General features: G+C 72.8%; 15 protein-coding genes. 10 read left to right on the top strand and 5 right to left on the bottom strand.

Annotated elements, in window-relative coordinates:
* Window positions 1-128: 128 nt before the first annotated feature.
* From AOK09_RS33895 to AOK09_RS33885, 3 genes are read right to left on the bottom strand one after another with little or no spacing between them, the layout of a single operon-like run.
* A complete protein-coding gene (locus AOK09_RS33895; protein ID WP_055591058.1) occupies window positions 129-893 on the bottom strand; it encodes an ABC transporter ATP-binding protein in 765 nt (254 codons plus the stop codon).
* Window positions 872-1,696 (bottom strand): ABC transporter permease, encoded by an 825-nt coding sequence (locus tag AOK09_RS33890; RefSeq protein WP_055591057.1) that lies wholly within the window; start codon window positions 1,694-1,696, stop codon window positions 872-874. Before AOK09_RS33890 ends, AOK09_RS33895 begins: the two co-directional genes overlap by 22 nt.
* Window positions 1,697-1,733: 37 nt before the next feature.
* Window positions 1,734-2,657, bottom strand: coding sequence for an ABC transporter substrate-binding protein (locus AOK09_RS33885; protein WP_055591056.1), 924 nt, complete (start codon window positions 2,655-2,657; stop codon window positions 1,734-1,736).
* Between the two features lie 461 nt (window positions 2,658-3,118).
* On the opposite strand from AOK09_RS33885, the gene AOK09_RS33880 reads away from it, so the two are divergent.
* On the top strand, window positions 3,119-4,189 hold the full coding sequence (locus AOK09_RS33880; protein ID WP_157876147.1) for a hypothetical protein: 1,071 nt from the start codon (window positions 3,119-3,121) through the stop codon (window positions 4,187-4,189).
* Entirely contained in the window at window positions 4,182-4,499 is a 318-nt protein-coding gene (locus AOK09_RS33875; RefSeq protein ID WP_055591054.1) for a MurR/RpiR family transcriptional regulator, read from the top strand. The genes AOK09_RS33880 and AOK09_RS33875 overlap by 8 nt, the downstream gene beginning before the upstream one ends.
* A 54-nt stretch (window positions 4,500-4,553) precedes the next feature.
* On the opposite strand, the gene AOK09_RS33870 is transcribed toward AOK09_RS33875, so the two are convergent.
* Window positions 4,554-5,795: an acyl-CoA dehydrogenase family protein gene (locus AOK09_RS33870; RefSeq protein ID WP_107101526.1), complete on the bottom strand. Its 1,242-nt coding sequence runs from the start codon at window positions 5,793-5,795 to the stop codon at window positions 4,554-4,556.
* Between the two features lie 117 nt (window positions 5,796-5,912).
* Between AOK09_RS33870 and AOK09_RS33865 the strand changes: the two genes are divergently transcribed.
* From AOK09_RS33865 to AOK09_RS33850, 5 genes are all read left to right on the top strand, one after another.
* Entirely contained in the window at window positions 5,913-6,596 is a 684-nt protein-coding gene (locus AOK09_RS33865) for a TetR family transcriptional regulator (RefSeq protein WP_079063641.1), read from the top strand.
* A gap of 201 nt (window positions 6,597-6,797) precedes the next feature.
* Window positions 6,798-6,920, top strand: coding sequence for a hypothetical protein (locus AOK09_RS43310; RefSeq protein ID WP_265736757.1), 123 nt, complete (start codon window positions 6,798-6,800; stop codon window positions 6,918-6,920).
* 84 nt (window positions 6,921-7,004) lie between these two features.
* A complete protein-coding gene (locus tag AOK09_RS33860) occupies window positions 7,005-8,750 on the top strand; it encodes an ABC transporter ATP-binding protein (protein WP_055591052.1) in 1,746 nt (581 codons plus the stop codon).
* 77 nt (window positions 8,751-8,827) lie between these two features.
* Window positions 8,828-9,328: a DUF6328 family protein gene (locus tag AOK09_RS33855; RefSeq protein ID WP_055591051.1), complete on the top strand. Its 501-nt coding sequence runs from the start codon at window positions 8,828-8,830 to the stop codon at window positions 9,326-9,328.
* A 140-nt stretch (window positions 9,329-9,468) separates the two neighbouring features.
* Window positions 9,469-11,058, top strand: coding sequence for a fused response regulator/phosphatase (locus AOK09_RS33850; protein ID WP_055591050.1), 1,590 nt, complete (start codon window positions 9,469-9,471; stop codon window positions 11,056-11,058).
* Window positions 11,059-11,102: 44 nt separating this feature from the next.
* Here AOK09_RS33850 and def read toward each other — a convergent pair whose 3' ends face one another.
* On the bottom strand, window positions 11,103-11,672 hold the full coding sequence (gene def / locus AOK09_RS33845; protein WP_055591049.1) for a peptide deformylase: 570 nt from the start codon (window positions 11,670-11,672) through the stop codon (window positions 11,103-11,105).
* 186 nt (window positions 11,673-11,858) lie between these two features.
* Here def and AOK09_RS33840 point away from each other — a divergent pair, with 186 nt between their 5' ends.
* From AOK09_RS33840 to AOK09_RS33830, 3 genes are all read left to right on the top strand, one after another.
* Window positions 11,859-13,127: a MurT ligase domain-containing protein gene (locus tag AOK09_RS33840; protein WP_055591048.1), complete on the top strand. Its 1,269-nt coding sequence runs from the start codon at window positions 11,859-11,861 to the stop codon at window positions 13,125-13,127.
* Between the two features lie 46 nt (window positions 13,128-13,173).
* Window positions 13,174-13,908, top strand: coding sequence for a type 1 glutamine amidotransferase (locus AOK09_RS33835; protein WP_055591047.1), 735 nt, complete (start codon window positions 13,174-13,176; stop codon window positions 13,906-13,908).
* 376 nt (window positions 13,909-14,284) lie between these two features.
* Window positions 14,285-15,310 (top strand): 6-phosphofructokinase, encoded by a 1,026-nt coding sequence (locus AOK09_RS33830; RefSeq protein WP_055591046.1) that lies wholly within the window; start codon window positions 14,285-14,287, stop codon window positions 15,308-15,310.
* Window positions 15,311-15,328: the final 18 nt, after the last annotated feature.

Below are 15,328 nucleotides of genomic sequence, written 5' to 3'. Positions count from 1 at the left end.
AGTTGGGTATGAGAGACGGGGGGAAGGGCGCGTCGGGGGCGGGGTCGCCTGCGTCCCCACCGTCCCGGTGGAGGGGTTGCCGGGGCGGTGGGGAGGTGGTCTTCGCTGTGCCTGCTGGAGGCTGCGGGTCAGGTGGTGACCGCGTCCCGCTCGTGCTCGGGGACGCCGAGTTCGATCAGCAGTCGCTGGCGCATCTCGGCGAACATCGGGTTGCCGCGGCGGTCCCGGTCGCCGAGGGAGTCGAGCTGCAGGTCGAGGGAGAAGCGGCCGTCGGTGAGCACCAGGGCCCGGTCGGCGAGGACGAGCGCCTCGTCCACGTCGTGGGTGACGAGCAGGACGGCGGGCCGGTGGCGTGCACACAGGGCACGTAGCAGGGTGTGCATGCGGATCCGGGTGAGTGCGTCGAGCGCGCCGAAGGGTTCGTCCAGCAGCAGGAGCTTCGGCTCGCGGACGAGCGCCCTGGCGAGTGCGGCGCGTTGTGCCTCGCCGCCGGAGACGGTGCCCGGCCAGGCGTGTTCCTTGGCTGTCAGGCCGACCTCGGCGAGTGCGGCACGGCCGCGGGTGCGGGCCGCCTCGCGTGATTGCGGCAGTCCCAGGACGACGTTGTCGAGGACTCGGGCCCAGGGCAGCAGCCGGGCGTCCTGAAAGACGACGGCGCTGGGCTCGGGTACCTCCACGCTGCCGGAGCCGGGTGCTCCGTGATCGAGGCGGGCGGCGGCGCGTAGCAGTGTCGACTTGCCCGAGCCGCTGTGCCCGAGCAGGGCGACGAACTCGCCGGGGGCGATGTCGAGATCGACTCCGTCCAGGACGTTGCGCCCGCTGAAGGTGCGTACCAGGTCGCGGATCTCAACGCCCTGGTCCGGGCCGGGGTTCAGCCCAGGGTCGTCCGCCATCGCAGCGTCTTCCTTTCGAGGAGTCGGACCAGGGTGTCGGAGCCGAGGCCGAGCAGGCCGTAGATGACCAGGCCGACGACGATGATGTCGGTCTCGCCGAAGGTGCGGGCGTCGGCCATCAGGTAGCCAATGCCGCTGGTGGCGTTGATTTGCTCACTGACGACCAGGACCAGCCAGGAGACGGTGACGGCCAGGCGCAGTCCGGTGAAGAATCCGGGTGCGGATCCGGGGAGCACGATCCGCAGCAGGAACTGGCGGCGGTTCAGACCCAGGGTCTGGGCGAGTTCGGCCCACTTCAGGTCGAGGCCGGTGAGTGAGGCGTGGGTGTTGATGTAGATGGGGAAGAAGGTGCCCAGCGCCACCAGGATGATCTTCACCTCCTCGCCGATGCCGAACCACAGGATGGCCAGCGGGACCATGGCCAGGATCGGCAGGGCGCGGAGCAGTTGGGCCGTGCCGTCGATCAGTGCGTCGCCGATCCGGGACAGTCCGGCCGCCAGGGCCAGCACCACGGCGGCGATCAGGCCGAAGGCCAGACCCAGGGTGGCCCGCTGCAGGGAGACCCACAGGTGGTGCTCGAGTTCACCAGTGCGCAGCAGGCCCCATGCGGTGGCGGCGACCTTGCCGGGCGAGGCGAGGGTCTGGGGGTCGAGTGCGCCGACGGCGGAGGCGAGTGCCCAGATTCCGAGCAGCAGCAGGGGGCCGAGGGCGCGGGCGAAGGGGATGCGCTGTCCACGTGGCCCGCGCGGTGCGCGTGGGCGGGTGGTGCGGTCGGTGCGCACCACCGTGTCGGCGGCGCTCATGACGTCCTCACCGGGGTGTTCCTCTCGAAGTCGGTGGTCACTGCGCGGCCGTGGCGGCGTTGTGCTGCACGGCGTCGAAGCGCATGTCGAAGTCGTCGGCGACGTTGACCTTCTTGATGGCGCCGGCCTCGGTCAGGACGTCGGCGATCTTCTGCAGCTCGCTGATCGATGTGGTGAAGTCGGGGATGCTGGGCGTGCCGTTGTTGGCCACGACGGCCTGCCCGATGCTCGCGGAGAGCTTTTGCACCTTCACGTAGTAGTCCTGGACCCAGGCGTCCTTGTGCTGGGCCAGCCACAGTTCGGCCTTGGTGAAGCGGGCGGCGAGGTCGGCCAGGGCCGCGGCTTTGGCCGGGTCGGCCAGCGCCTTCGGGGGCACGAAGAGGAACTGCAGGCCGCTGGTGAGCCCGTCGTCGCCGGTGACTTCGTGCGCGCCCTTGCTCGCATAGGCGGTGCTGTACTTGGTGACCAGCGGCTCGGTGAGGGTGCCCACGTCGACCTGGCCGGAGGCGAGAGCGGCGGGGATGTCCGCGGGGCCGAGCGGGACCAGGGTGACGTCGGAGGGCTTGAGGCCGGCCTTCTTCAGGGCGTTGAGCACGGCGGGGTGGAAGGTGGTGCCGTCGGCGTAGGCGATCTTCTTTCCCTTGAGATCGGCCACGCTCTTGGCGGTGCTGCTGGGGGAGGTCCACAGGTGGGTGGCGTTCGGGCTGTTCTGCACCGCACCGATGACCTTGATGGCCTGCCCGTGGGCCTGCGCGAAGACCACCGGCGCATCAGAGACGAAACCGACGTCGGCCGCGTCGGCCCGGAAGGCCTCCAGTACGGCCGGCCCACCCTGGAAGGAAGAGTAGGCAACCTTGTAGGGCGTGTTCTGGTCCTGCCCCGCAGCGTGCAGGATCGTCTCCAGCAGGTTGTTCTGATCCGCGATGCGCAGCGTGGTGCCGACCGGAACGCTGCTGGGCAACGGCTTCGAAGCGGCCTGCGCGTCCCTCGGCGCCCCGCCGGACGCGGAGGAAGAACAGGCAGCCAGAGACAGCGCACCGGCAGCAGCCAGTACCGGGATGAGGGGGCGGCGCAGAGACGCAGCAGAGGGCATGGAGGACTCCGGAAGGAAGCCGGCCGGGGGGCCGATGGTCAGGGCGAGGGGAGACCGGGTGTACGGGCCTGCGCGGCGCCACGGCCCGATGCACCAGAACGAGCTGCGCGGAGCAAGCCCGAGCACGGCGCTCATGGTGACCAGGGCCACCAGCTGATGTCAACGATGGAACGAAAATTACTTTCAAGCTGTGTGCGCCGCTTTCTCGCCGACGCATCCGTCTCGGTAAGGCACCTGCGATAGTTTCGCGGGTCATGAGCACCTAGCTTGGAAGTAATTTTCACCCCAGGTGTCGTCAGCGCTGCCCGGCTGGGCTACAGTCACGGCTCGTGCGTTCCTGTTACCTCTTTGCCCGCAGCGTGGCCGACCCAGGGGATGCCCGGCTCGCCAGGCTGCTGGACACCGCCGCGACTGCGGGTCTGGACACCGTCATCACCAAGGCCGAGGCCGTCACGCCGGCCCTGGCCACCGCGGTGCACCGGCGCGGCCTGCGGCTGCTCGGCAGCGTCGCCTGCTTCCGGGGACCGGACGGTCCGGTGCCCGTCGGGGACGACGGACTGCCCTGGCGGCGCATGGAGTGGTACGACGGTGTGCGCCCCAACGACCCGGACTGGAACGCCGCCCTGGCAGCCCGGTGCGCCGGCCTGGCCCGGACGCCGGGGATCGACGGACTGGTGCTGGACTTCCTGCGCTGGCCGCTGCACTGGGAGCTGGAACTCCGTCCGGGTGCACGGCCCCGCTCGGCCTCCTACGACGACGCCACCCTCACCCAGTTCGCCGCCCACAGCGGGCTGCACCTGACGGTGAGCGGTGCGCAGGCCGCGCGCCTGATCGCCCACGAGCACGCTGCGGCCTGGACCCGCTACCGCACGCACACCGTGACCGCAGTGACACACGACATCTGCGAAGCCGTCCACGCAGCCCGACCGGGCCTGTGGCTGGGCGCGTTCCTGGTCCCGGCGGACTCCGAGGAGGAACGCCGCCGCCTGGTGGGCCAGGACGGCACAGGCCTCGGTGCCCTCCTGGACGGCCTGCTGCCGATGACGTACCACGCGATCCTGCACCGCACCCCGGCCTGGGTCGCGGACGTCACCCGGGAGCTGGCCCGGGCATCCGCGGCGCCGGTCACCCCCATGGTGCAGAGCAGCACCGACGCGGCCGCGCTCAGCGGCGGCGACGCCGACTGGGGCAAGCCGTTCGGCGCCGAGGAGTTCACCGCCGCGCTCCGGCACGCCCTCCACGCCGGCCAGGGCAGGCTGTGCCTGTTCCCCGGCGAAGGGCTCGGTCCGACGCACTGGAGCGCCGTACGCACAGAACTCGACGCCTGGAGCCCCGCCCAGAGCACCGCCACCCAGCCGGCCGCCGGCCGCCGTCCCACCGAGGAGACCGAACGTGCCTGAGGACCTGCTGACCCTCATCCGCGCCCGCCGGGACCAGCTGTCCCGCGCCGAGGGCGTCATCGCCGACCTGGTCCTCGCCGACCCCGGCGCAGCAGCCGAACGCACCATCACCGAACTCGCCCAGGCCGCCGGCACCTCCGAAGCCACCGTGCACCGCTTCTGCCGCAGCCTCGAACTGCGCGGCTATGCCCAGCTGCGCCTGGCGCTGGCCGCCGAGGCGGAACGGCTGCAGACACTGGCGCAGCAGGCCCGGCTGGTGACCGACGCGCTGGTGCACGGTGCCCACCGGGGGCGTCCGGCCCGGGGGTGAGCACGCCCGTCGGGCCTCCCCCGCACGCGGGAGGCCCGACGGGCGCGGAACGGGTCAGCGGATCGGCATCCCGGAGAGGGTGCGGGCGATGACGAGGCGCTGGATCTCGGAGGTGCCCTCGAAGATGGTGTAGATCGCGGCGTCGCGGTGCATCCGCTCCACGGGGTACTCACGGGTGAAGCCGTTGCCGCCCAGGATCTGCATGGCCTGTGCGGTGACCCACTTGGCGGTCTCCCCGGCGTAGAGCTTGGACATCGAGCCCTCGGCCGCGGTGAAGGGCTTGTTGTTGACCGCCATCCACGAGGCGCGCCACACCAGCAGCCGGGAGGCGTCGATCCGGGTGCGCATGTCGGCGAGGGTGAAGGCGACGCCCTGGTTGTCGATGATGGGGCGGCCGAACTGGATCCGGGTCTTGGCGTAGTCCAGGGCGACCTCGTACGCGGCCCTGGCGATGCCCACCGCCTGCGCGCCGACCGCGGGGCGGGACGCCTCGAAGGTGGCCATGGCCGCGTTCCGGCCCCGCTGCCCGGAGTCGCCGCGGGCCGCTGCCGCCGCGCGCTCACGGGCCCGCGCCAGCCGCTCGTCGAGCTTCTCCTTGCCGCCGAGCAGGCAGTGGCCGGGGAGGCGTACGCCGTCCAGCACGACCTCGGCGGTGTGCGAGGCGCGGATGCCGTGCTTCTTGAACTTCTGTCCCTGGCTCAGGCCCGGGGTGCCCGGCGGCACCACGAAGGACGCCTGGCCGCGGGCGCCCAGTGCGGGGTCCACCGCGGCGACCACGACATGGACGCCGGCGATCCCGCCGTTGGTGGCCCAGGTCTTGGTTCCGTTCAGCACCCACTCGTCCTTGGCCTCGTCGTACACCGCACGGGTGCGCATGGCGGAGACGTCGGAGCCGGCGTCCGGCTCGGAGGAGCAGAAGGCGGCGACCTTGACGTCGTCGGGGGTGCCGAACATCTGGGGGACCCAGGTGCCGATCTGCTCCTCGGTGCCGTTGGCGAGGACGCTCACCGCGGCGAGGGTGGTGCCGACGATGGCGAGGCCGATTCCGGCGTCGCCCCAGAAGAGCTCCTCCATGGCGATCGGGATGCCGAGGCCGGAGGGGTCGAAGTACTGCTGCGCGTAGAAGTCCAGCGAGTAGATTCCCAGCTTGGCGGCCTCCTGGATGATCGGCCAGGGGGTCTCCTCACGCTCGTCCCACTCGGCGGCGGCCGGTCGGATGACGTCGGCCGCGAAACCGTGCAGCCAGTCACGGACGGCGATCTGGTCGTCGCTGAGTTCGAGCGTGAAGGTCATCAGTCTCTCCGTGGAATCCGGCGCGCTTTGGTGTTACCTCGGGTAACCTCATACGAAGTCTGTTACCGGACAGTAGGAAATGTCAACGCCCCACGGGCGTGACCAGTGAGGAGCGGCGCCATGACGGGGATCGGGTCGGGCAGCGGTACCGAGGAGCGCCGGCAGCAGCTGCTGGACGCCGCCGACCGCGTCATCCGCCGCGACGGGCCCGGCGCCAGCATGAACGCCATCGCCGCCGAGGCCGGTATCACCAAGCCCATCCTCTACCGGCACTTCACCGACAAGCACGGGCTGTACCAGGCGCTGGCCGAGCGGCACACCGCCGGACTGCTGGCCTCCGTACGGGCCGCGCTCGCCCGTCCGCTGGAGCGGCGCGACCTGGTGGAGGGGGTGCTGGACACCTACCTCGCCGCCATCGAGGCGCGGCCGCAGGTCTACCGCTTCCTCACCCACCCCGAGGCCGGCGACGGCCTGGGGCCCGGCAGTCCGCTGGCCCCGGCGCTGCAGAAGATCGCGGACGAGATCGCAGCCGCCGTACGCCACCAGGTGGACCTGGGCGCGCAGGCCGGACTGCTCGCCGAGACCTGGGGGCGCGGTATCACCGGGATGGTGCTGGCGGCCGGCGACTGGTGGCTGGAGCAGCGGCCGTGCTCCCGCGAGGAGATGGTCACGGCGCTCGCGGACCTGCTGTGGGGCAGGCTCGCCGCGGCAGGCCACCGCCCGGTCGCCGCCGGGACCGCGGAGCCGGCCGCCTCGGGCGATCCGGCCGGAACGAGTGCGGCCGGATCCGGTACGGCCGGCTGACCCGCCCCGCCCCGGGGCCTCCGCCTGCGACGCCAGGCGAACCGCTCCCGGCACGGCCGGCCGGCTCCACGCCCGGCCCCTGCGGACCGCCGCTGTTCCCAATTCAGGCAAAATAAACCAAAATCTGACAAATCCTTTTGCGAGCCATGCCCGTATATCCATGCAGGGACGAACTGACGATCCGAAGAAGGGAGGGTCATCATGAGCGTCTTCGCACTGTTCGGCGGCGGTGGCTGCTGCAACGGGCGGAACCACTTCCGCGGTCACGGCCGCGGCTACCGGCGTTTCCGCCGGGACCGCTACCGCCGCTGGTTCCGCTACTAGCCGGACCCCCCAACCTGACGCGGGGACCGGCGGCGCGGCCGCCGGTCCCCGTACCCCTGCCAGGCCCCGTGCCCGGAGGTGCTTGTGAACCAGGAGCCGCCCGCGATCCCCTCCGCTGAAGCCCCGGTGGATCTCGCCCCCGCCCTGCCCGTCCGCGAAATCTTCCGCCGTTTCTGGCCCTGGGTGCGACCCGACCGGTACTGGCTCCCCGTGAGCATCGCGCTGCTGGTCGCAGGCGCGGCCGGCGAGGTCGTCTCGGTACTGCTGTTCAGGAACCTGATCGACCAGGTGCTGGTGCCGCGGAACTTCGCGGGCTTCTGGGCCCCGGCGACGGGCATGGTGGCCGTGGCGATCGCCTCGGCGCTGCTGGTCTTCCTCGGGCAGTACACCGCCACCCGGATCGCCGAACGGTTCCTGCTGCGGCTGCGCACCGGCGTGGTCGCCCATCTGCACACCCTGCCGCCGGACACCCTGCGCAGGCGCTGGCACGGCGACGTGGTCGCCCGGCTCACCACCGACATCGACCAGATCGAGCAACTGGTCGCCTCCGGGGTCATCGACGCCGCCTCCGCCCTGATCAGTCTGGTCTTCTTCGTCTCCGCCGCCTTCTACCTCAGCTGGCCGCTGGCGCTGGCCGCATGCGCCGTCGCACCGCTCTTCTGGATTGCGGCACGCCACTTCGCCGCACGCATCCAGACGCTCTCCCGGGAGTCCCGGCGCTGCGAGGGCTCCGTCACCGCGGTGGTGGAGGAGAGTCTGGCCAACTCCGAACTGGCGCACGCCTACAACCAGCAGAGCCGCGAGGTGGACCGGGTACGCCGGCACGGGCAGTCCCTGGTGCGGGCCGACCTGGCGACCGCCCGGGTCGCCGAGCTGTACCCGCCGCTGCTCAATGTGCTGGAGGTGGTCGGAGGCCTGTTCGTGGTGGGTCTGGGCGCCTTCGAACTCACCCAGGGCAATCTGACCCTGGGCGGACTGCTGGCCTTCGCCGCCTTCATGGCCCAGCTCTTCGGGCCGGCCCAGCAACTGTCCGCCGTCGCCGCCGTGCTGGGAACCGCAGGAGCCGGCGCCGAGCGGGTGATCGAGCTGCTCGGCACCCGCTCGCCGATCGTGGAACGGCCCGGCGCCACCGCCCTGGCCGGGGTCCGGGGCGAGTTGCGCTGCAAGGGCGTCCGGGCCGGCTACGGCGGCCGACCGGTCCTGCAGGGCGTCGACTTCGCGGTGGCCCCCGGGGAGATCCTGGCGGTGATGGGCCCCAGCGGCGCCGGCAAGTCCACGCTCGCCAAGCTGCTGGTGCGGTTCATGGACCCGGACCTCGGAGGCGTCCTGCTCGACGGCACCGACCTCAGGGACGCCACCGTGGACTCGGTACGGCAGGCCGTGACCCTGCTGCCGCAGCGGCCGCAGCTCTTCCACGCCTCGGTACGGGACAACATCGCCTACGGCAGGCCGGAAGCCACCGAGGAGCAGATCGTGCAGGCCGCGGTGGACGCCGACGCCCATGACTTCCTGCGGGTGCTGCCGCACGGCTACGACACCGTGCTCGGCGAGGAGGGGCTGCAGCTGTCCGGCGGGCAGGCCCGGCGGGTCGCCATCGCCCGCGCACTGCTGCGGGCCACCCCCGTCCTGGTCCTCGACGAGCCCACCGCCGACCTCGACGCACCCGCCGCACGCCGGGTCGTCGCACCGCTGCGCCGTCTGATGTCCGGCCGCACCACCGTGCTGATCACCCACGACCGGGAGCTGGCCCGGCAGGCCGACGCGGTCTTCCGGCTCGCCGCCGACGGATCCGGACTCGGCCTCGACCGGCCCGGCCGGCGCTCCGCCTGACGGCCGCCACCGCGCATGCCGGGCCGGCCGGCGGGGCAGCCGCCTCTGGGGCGGCCGGGCGTGCGACGGGAGGCGGGATGGCGGACGGGGAGCAGGAGGGCGAGCACCGCGGGGACGCCGACTCGCGGGCCGACCGCCGCTGGGCGGAGCTGCTGCAGGAGGTCCGGGTGGCCCAGACGGGCGTCCAGATCCTGCTGGGCTTTCTGCTCAGCGTGGCCTTCACCCCGCGGTTCGCCCGGCTGGGCGACTTCGACCGGACGGTCTATGTGATCACCGTGGTGCTGGGCGCCGCCACCACCGGGGCGCTGATCGCGCCGGTGTCCGTCCACCGGATGCTCTCCGGGCACCGCCTCAAGCCGGAACTGGTGCACATGGCCGCCCGGCTCACCACCGTGGGGATGCTCCTGCTCGCCCTGACCCTGGGCTCGACCCTGCTGCTCCTGCTCCATGTGGCGGCAGGCCTCACCACCGCGTGCTGGGTCGTCGCGGCGGTGACGGCCTGGTACGCGCTCTGCTGGCTGCTGCTGCCGGTCTGGATCCGCCGACACGCCGAACGGTTCCGGACCGACCGCCGCTGAGCGGAGCCGCCACCGGATCAGCGTCGCTGGCGCGGTGCCCGGGCTTGGGCGAGGATCGCTGTTATGAGGCGGCGCACGGTGGACGGGGCGGCTGCGGGTGCACCGCGGCACGCCCGGACGCGGACGGACGGCACCCGGCCGTGAACGGGTCCGCGCCCGCCACCGTACTGGTCGTGCACGACCCCCGGGCAGGCCGCTGGCCGGTGGCCGGGTGGCTGCGCGCCGCAGGGCACCGGGTGGTCGAGACCGCCGACGGCGCCGGGGCGCTCGCCGCCCTGGACGACCCCCAGGACCGGCCCGACGTGGCGGTGCTCGACGCCCGGCTGCCGGACGTCCGCGGCCATGATCTCTGCACCCGGATCAAGGGCCGTCCCGAGACCGCGGCGCTGCCGGTGGTCCAGGTCTTCGCCGCTGCCCCCGCTCCCGCCGACCCCGCCCACGACCCGGAGCGCGGCGCGGACGCCTGCCTCACCGAGCCGATCGCCCCCGAGGAACTGCTGGCCACCGTGGCCGCGGTGCTGCGGTACGCGCGGGCCCGGCAGCGGGCCGAACGGCTCGCCACCCGGATGACCCAGCTCAACCGGGCCGCGCTGGCCGTCTATGCGGCCACCCGGGTGGAGACCCTGGCGGCCGCGGCGGCGGCCGGCGCGGCACAGCTGACCGGCTCCGCGGCCTGCGCCGTGGTGCTGGCGCCCGACGGGCGGATGCTGCGGATGGCCACCCCCTCCCCCACCGCGCGCCCGGAGCCCCGGCCCGCGCATCCCGGGGTGCTGGACTGGCTGGCCGGCCTGGCCCTGGGGGACCGCCTCGGCGCGGACCTGGCGGTGGTACCGCAGCCCGACTGGAAGGAGCAGCTGCCGGAGAGCCCCATGACGGGCGACGTCTGCACGGTCCTGGCCCGCACCAAGCGCGCCCGTCCCCCGGTCTGCCTCGCCGTGGAGGCCGCGGCCGTGGCCGACGGCGAGAGCCGGGAGCTGCTCCACCAGCTGGCGCACGGCGCCGCCATGGCGGTGGAGGCGCTGCGGACGTACTCCGAGGAGCACTCGCTGGCGCTCACGCTGCAGCGCAGCTTCCTGCCCACCCGGCTCCCCCGGGTGCCCGGGGTCGAGCTGGCCGTGCGCTATGTCCCGGCGTCCTCCCAGGCCGAGATCGGCGGGGACTTCTACGAGGCCGTGGAGACCGACGCCGGGCTGCTGCTGGCGATCGGCGACGTGGCCGGGCACTCCCTGGAGGCCGCCGCGGTGATGGGCGAACTGCGGCATGCGCTGCGCGCCTACGCCGCCGAGGGGCACGGGCCGCGCCAGGTGCTGGACCGGCTGGACTCGCTGATGGTGCGGTTCCAGCCCGGGGTCACCGCGACGGTCTGCCTGGCCCTGGTGGAGCCGGGGCGGAACCGGGTGCAGGTGGCCAATGCCGGGCATCTGCCGCCGCTGCTGCTGGACCCGGTCTGCGGGGCCCGCTACTCCCGGGCCCGCGGCACCCTGCTGGGTCTGGGGATGCGGCACCCGGAGCCGCTGGTGGAGGAGATGTCGGCGGGGACCCGCGTGCTGCTGGTCACCGACGGCCTGGTGGAGGTCCGGGGGGTGGATCTGGGCGACAGCCTGGACGAGCTGCGGCAGGCGGCCGAGCAGGGGCCCTCGGAGCTGGAGCAGCTCTGCGACGCGCTGGTGACGGCCTTCGGCCAGGCCAAGGGCGACGACATCGCGGTACTCGCCGCCCGCTGCGGCTGACGCCCAGCGGCTGCCCGTCTCCGGGCGGTCCCCGGCGCGCCGGGTCAGGCCGGTGCCGGGTCGGTGAAGGCCAGGCCGCGGCGCCGGGTCGTGCGCAGGGCCCGCCGGCGGCGCAGACCGGTGAGGTGGTCGAGGAAGAGCCCGCCGTCCAGGTGCCCGGCCTCGTGCTGGAGGCAGCGGGCGAAGAACCCGGTCCCCTCGATCCGCAGCGGCCGCCCCGCGAGGTCCAGGCCCTCCACCACGGCGCGGTCGAAGCGAGGGGTGCCGGACCGGACGCCGGGGACGGAGAGGCAGCCCTCCTCCCCGGTGACCACCACACCGTCGGCCTCGGTCAGGACCGGGTTGACGATGCTGCCCAGATGCCGGACGTCCTCGTCGTCGGGGCAGTCGTAGACGAAGACCCGCAGCGGGACACCGATCTGGTTGGCCGCCAGGCCGACACCCTCCTGGGCGTACATGGTGGCGAACATGTCCTCCACCAGGCGGAGCAGCTCCGCGTCGAAGGCCGTCACCGGCGCACAGGCGGCGCGGAGCCCCGGGTCGCCCAGCAGGCGCAGCGGGCGGACGCCGCCCGAACTGCCGGGAATGCGGATGCGCGCGGTGCCTGAACCCATGGCGCCGAGCCTATCCGGGGGCCCGGCGGGTGCCCCCCGGGGGACCCGTTTGCACGGGTACCGACGATCATCGGGGGTGCGGCGCGCGGCGCCGGTCACGGGAGTCGGTAGGCTGACGGCGTCCCCGTTGCCCCGGTGGCCGTGATGCGGCCAGGGTGGCGCCGCACCGAGGAGGAACCACTGACGATGCCAGGCACCGGTTCGGAGGCCCCGGCGCAGGGCGGCCGCGACACGTCGCTGCCCGCGCGCGCCAAGATCGCCGTCACTGCGGGCCGGGTGGCGGCCGCCGTCTCCCGTACGGCGGGCCGCGGCAGCGGCTCGGTCATCGGCGGCAAGGTCGCCCTCAGACTCGACCCCGATCTGCTGGCCAAGCTCGCCGAGCACCTCGACGTGGTCCTGGTGAGCGCGACCAACGGCAAGACCACGACCACGCGGCTGATCGCGGAGGCGCTGCGGGCCGCCGGCCCGGTGGTCTCCAACGCGCTGGGCGCCAACATGCCCGCGGGCATCACCGCGGCGCTGGCGGGCGGCAGCGACTCCCGCTTCGGCGTGATCGAGGTGGACGAGAAGTACCTGGCCGGAGTGGCCCGGGACACCCGTCCCAAGGCGATCGCGCTGCTCAACCTCTCCCGCGACCAGCTGGACCGCGCGGCGGAGACCCGGATGCTGGCGGAGCGCTGGCGCGAGGGCCTGGGGGACACCGAGGCGGTGGTGATCGCCAACGCCGACGACCCGCTGGTGACCTGGGCCGCGTCCTCCTGCCGCCGGGTGGTGTGGGTGGCCGCCGGACAGTCGTGGAAGGAGGACGCCTGGTCCTGCCCGGCGTGCGGCGGTGTGATGCAGCGCCCCGGGGACGACTGGTTCTGCGGGGCCTGCGGTTTCCGCCGGCCGCAGCCGCACTGGGCGCTCTCCGGTGACCACGTCTACGACCCGCAGGGCGTTCCCTGGCCGATCCGGCTGCAGCTGCCGGGCCGGGCCAACCTCGCCAACGCGGCGACCTCCGCCGCGGTGGCCGCGGTCTTCGGGGTGGCGCCGCAGACCGCCCTGGAGCGGATGCAGTCGGTGACGGCCGTGGCCGGGCGGTACGACGTCGTCAGTTACGAGGGCCGCGAGGTACGGCTGCTCCTGGCGAAGAACCCGGCGGGCTGGCTGGAGACCTTCTCGCTGATCGACGGGCCGCCCACGCCGGTGATCCTCTCGGTGAACGCCCTGGACGCGGACGGCACCGACACCTCGTGGCTGTGGGACGTGGACTACGAGCGGCTGGTCGGCCACCCGGTGTTCGTGATGGGGCAGCGCAAGCTGGACCTGGCGGTGCGCCTGGAGGTCGCAGGGCTGCACTTCCAGGTGGTGGACTCGCTGGCAGAGGCGGTGCGGATGGCACCGCAGGGCCGGATCGAGGCCATCGCCAACTACACCGCATTCCAGCAGCTGCGCCGCGCCGTGGCGGGCTGAGACCCGGCGGAGGCTGACCGATGAGCGTGGAGATCGAGGGACGAGGATGAGCGACAGCAGTCTGCGCCTGGTGTGGGTCTACCCGGACCTGCTCAGCACCTATGGCGACCGCGGCAATGTGCTGGTGGTGGAGCGGCGGGCGCGCCAGCGCGGCCTGGATGTCACCCGGATCGACGTCCGTTCCGACCAGGCGGTCCCGACCAGCGGCGACATCTATCTGATCGGCGGCGGTGAGGACCGCCCGCAGCGGCTGGCGGCCGAGCGGCTCCGGATGGACTCGGGGCTGCCGCGGGCGGTCGAGAACGGCGCCATCGTCTTCTCGGTGTGCGCGGGCTACCAGATCCTGGGCCATGAGTTCGTCAACGACCTGGGGCAGCGCGAGGCGGGCCTGGGCCTGCTGGACGTGCACAGCACCCGCGGCGAGGGCGCCCGCAACGTCGGCGACATCCTGGCCGAGGTCGACCCCCGGCTGGGGCTGCCCCCGCTCACCGGCTTCGAGAACCACCAGGGCATCACCCATCTGGGCCCCGGGGTGGCGCCGCTGGCGTCGGTTCAGGTCGGCGGCGGCAACGGCACCGGGGACGGTACCGAGGGAGCCTGGCGGGACACCGTCTTCGGCACCTATCTGCACGGCCCGGTGATGGCCCGCAACCCTGCGATGGCCGACCTGCTGATCAAGCTGGCGCTGGATGTGAACGCCCTTCCGCCCGTGGACAGCGCCTGGTACGACGCGCTGCGCTCGGAGCGCATCGCGGCGGCCCGGGAGCAGCAGAGCGCCTGACCGGGCGCCGACGGGGGTTCCTCGCCTCGATGTCCGAGGGGCGAACAGACATCGGCTCCGTGTGCCATCGGCCCGTAGGCTGGGCATGGATACACGGGACAACTGCATGAGGGGAGGCCGGCGCGACCCGCGGGCCCCCCGGATGTGCCCCAGCGCGGGGGCGCCGAAGGCGCCGCCTCCGCGTCCGCCCCCGTCTGGCCGGACGCTGGGGCCGGTATGATCGGGACCGGACGACTGTGATCCGATCCGATCCGACCGTTCCGTCATGTTGCGGCAATCTCCACGCCAGACCGGCGTGGCAGTGCACCGCTAGGGTGATCGGGTCGTTCAAACGTGGTAGTCCGGCCGTCCGGTTCTGCTCGGGAGTTGCAAAGCGATGCGTATTGGTGTGCTGACCAGCGGCGGTGACTGCCCTGGTCTCAACGCCGTGATCCGTTCCGTGGTCCACCGCGGAGTGGCCGACCACGGGGACGAGATCATCGGGTTCGAGGACGGCTGGCGAGGCCTGCTGGAGGGGGCCCACCGTCCGCTCACCCTGGACTCGGTGAGCGGCATCCTCGCCCAGGGCGGCACGATCCTGGGTTCCACTCGGGTCCAGCCCAGCCATCTGCGCGACGGTGTGGCGCGGGCGAAGAAGTACTGCGAGGACCTCGGCTTGGACGGGATCATCCCGATCGGCGGCGAGGGCACCCTCAAGGCCGCCCGGCTGCTCAGCGACGGCGGCCTGCCGATCGTCGGTGTGCCCAAGACCATCGACAACGACATCGCCTGCACCGATGTGACCTTCGGTTTCGACACCGCCGTCTCGGTCGCCACCGAGGCCCTGGACCGGCTGAAGACCACCGCCGAGTCCCACCAGCGGGTCATGGTGGTGGAGCTCATGGGCCGCCACACCGGCTGGATCGCGCTGCACGCCGGTATGGCGGCGGGCGCGCACGCCATCGTGGTGCCGGAGCGGCCGTTCAACATCGAGAAGGTCACCGAGGTCGTCCGCGAGCGCTTCGACCGGGGCAAGAAGTTCGCCATCGTGGTCTGCGCCGAGGGCGCCAAGCCCGAGCCGGACACCATGCACTGGGAGGCCGGCACCACCGACATCTACGGCCACGAGCGCTTCACCGGCGTCGCCACCCAGCTCTCCCGCGAGCTGGAGCACCGTCTGGGCAAGGAGGCGCGGCCGGTGATCCTGGGCCACGTCCAGCGCGGCGGCACCCCGACGGCGTACGACCGGGTGCTGGCCACCCGCTTCGGCTGGCACGCCGTCGAGGCCGTCCACAAGGGCGCCTTCGGGCACATCACCGCCCTGCAGGGCACCGACATCAACCTGGTGCCGCTGGCCGACGCCGTCGCCGATCTCAAGACGGTGCCCGCCGAGCGGTACGCGGAGGCCGAGACGGTCATCTGAGACCCCGCCTGCGACACC

The organism is Peterkaempfera griseoplana (genome assembly GCF_001418575.1).
GTDB lineage: Bacteria > Actinomycetota > Actinomycetes > Streptomycetales > Streptomycetaceae > Peterkaempfera > Peterkaempfera griseoplana.
The sequence above is the reverse complement of the archived record's forward strand: the minus strand, read 5'-3'. Positions and strand labels throughout refer to the sequence as shown.

What these genes read in the sequence shown, in the direction of transcription:
- AOK09_RS33895 (WP_055591058.1), bottom strand. Translation starts at nt 893, where the DNA reads ATGGCGGACGACCCTGGGCTGAACCCCGGCCCGGACCAGGGCGTTGAG.
- AOK09_RS33890 (WP_055591057.1), bottom strand. Translation starts at nt 1,696, where the DNA reads ATGAGCGCCGCCGACACGGTGGTGCGCACCGACCGCACCACCCGCCCA.
- AOK09_RS33865 (WP_079063641.1), top strand. Translation starts at nt 5,913, where the DNA reads ATGACGGGGATCGGGTCGGGCAGCGGTACCGAGGAGCGCCGGCAGCAG.
- AOK09_RS43310 (WP_265736757.1), top strand. Translation starts at nt 6,798, where the DNA reads ATGAGCGTCTTCGCACTGTTCGGCGGCGGTGGCTGCTGCAACGGGCGG.
- AOK09_RS33855 (WP_055591051.1), top strand. Translation starts at nt 8,828, where the DNA reads ATGGCGGACGGGGAGCAGGAGGGCGAGCACCGCGGGGACGCCGACTCG.
- def (WP_055591049.1), bottom strand. Translation starts at nt 11,672, where the DNA reads ATGGGTTCAGGCACCGCGCGCATCCGCATTCCCGGCAGTTCGGGCGGC.
- AOK09_RS33840 (WP_055591048.1), top strand. Translation starts at nt 11,859, where the DNA reads ATGCCAGGCACCGGTTCGGAGGCCCCGGCGCAGGGCGGCCGCGACACG.
- AOK09_RS33835 (WP_055591047.1), top strand. Translation starts at nt 13,174, where the DNA reads ATGAGCGACAGCAGTCTGCGCCTGGTGTGGGTCTACCCGGACCTGCTC.
- AOK09_RS33830 (WP_055591046.1), top strand. Translation starts at nt 14,285, where the DNA reads ATGCGTATTGGTGTGCTGACCAGCGGCGGTGACTGCCCTGGTCTCAAC.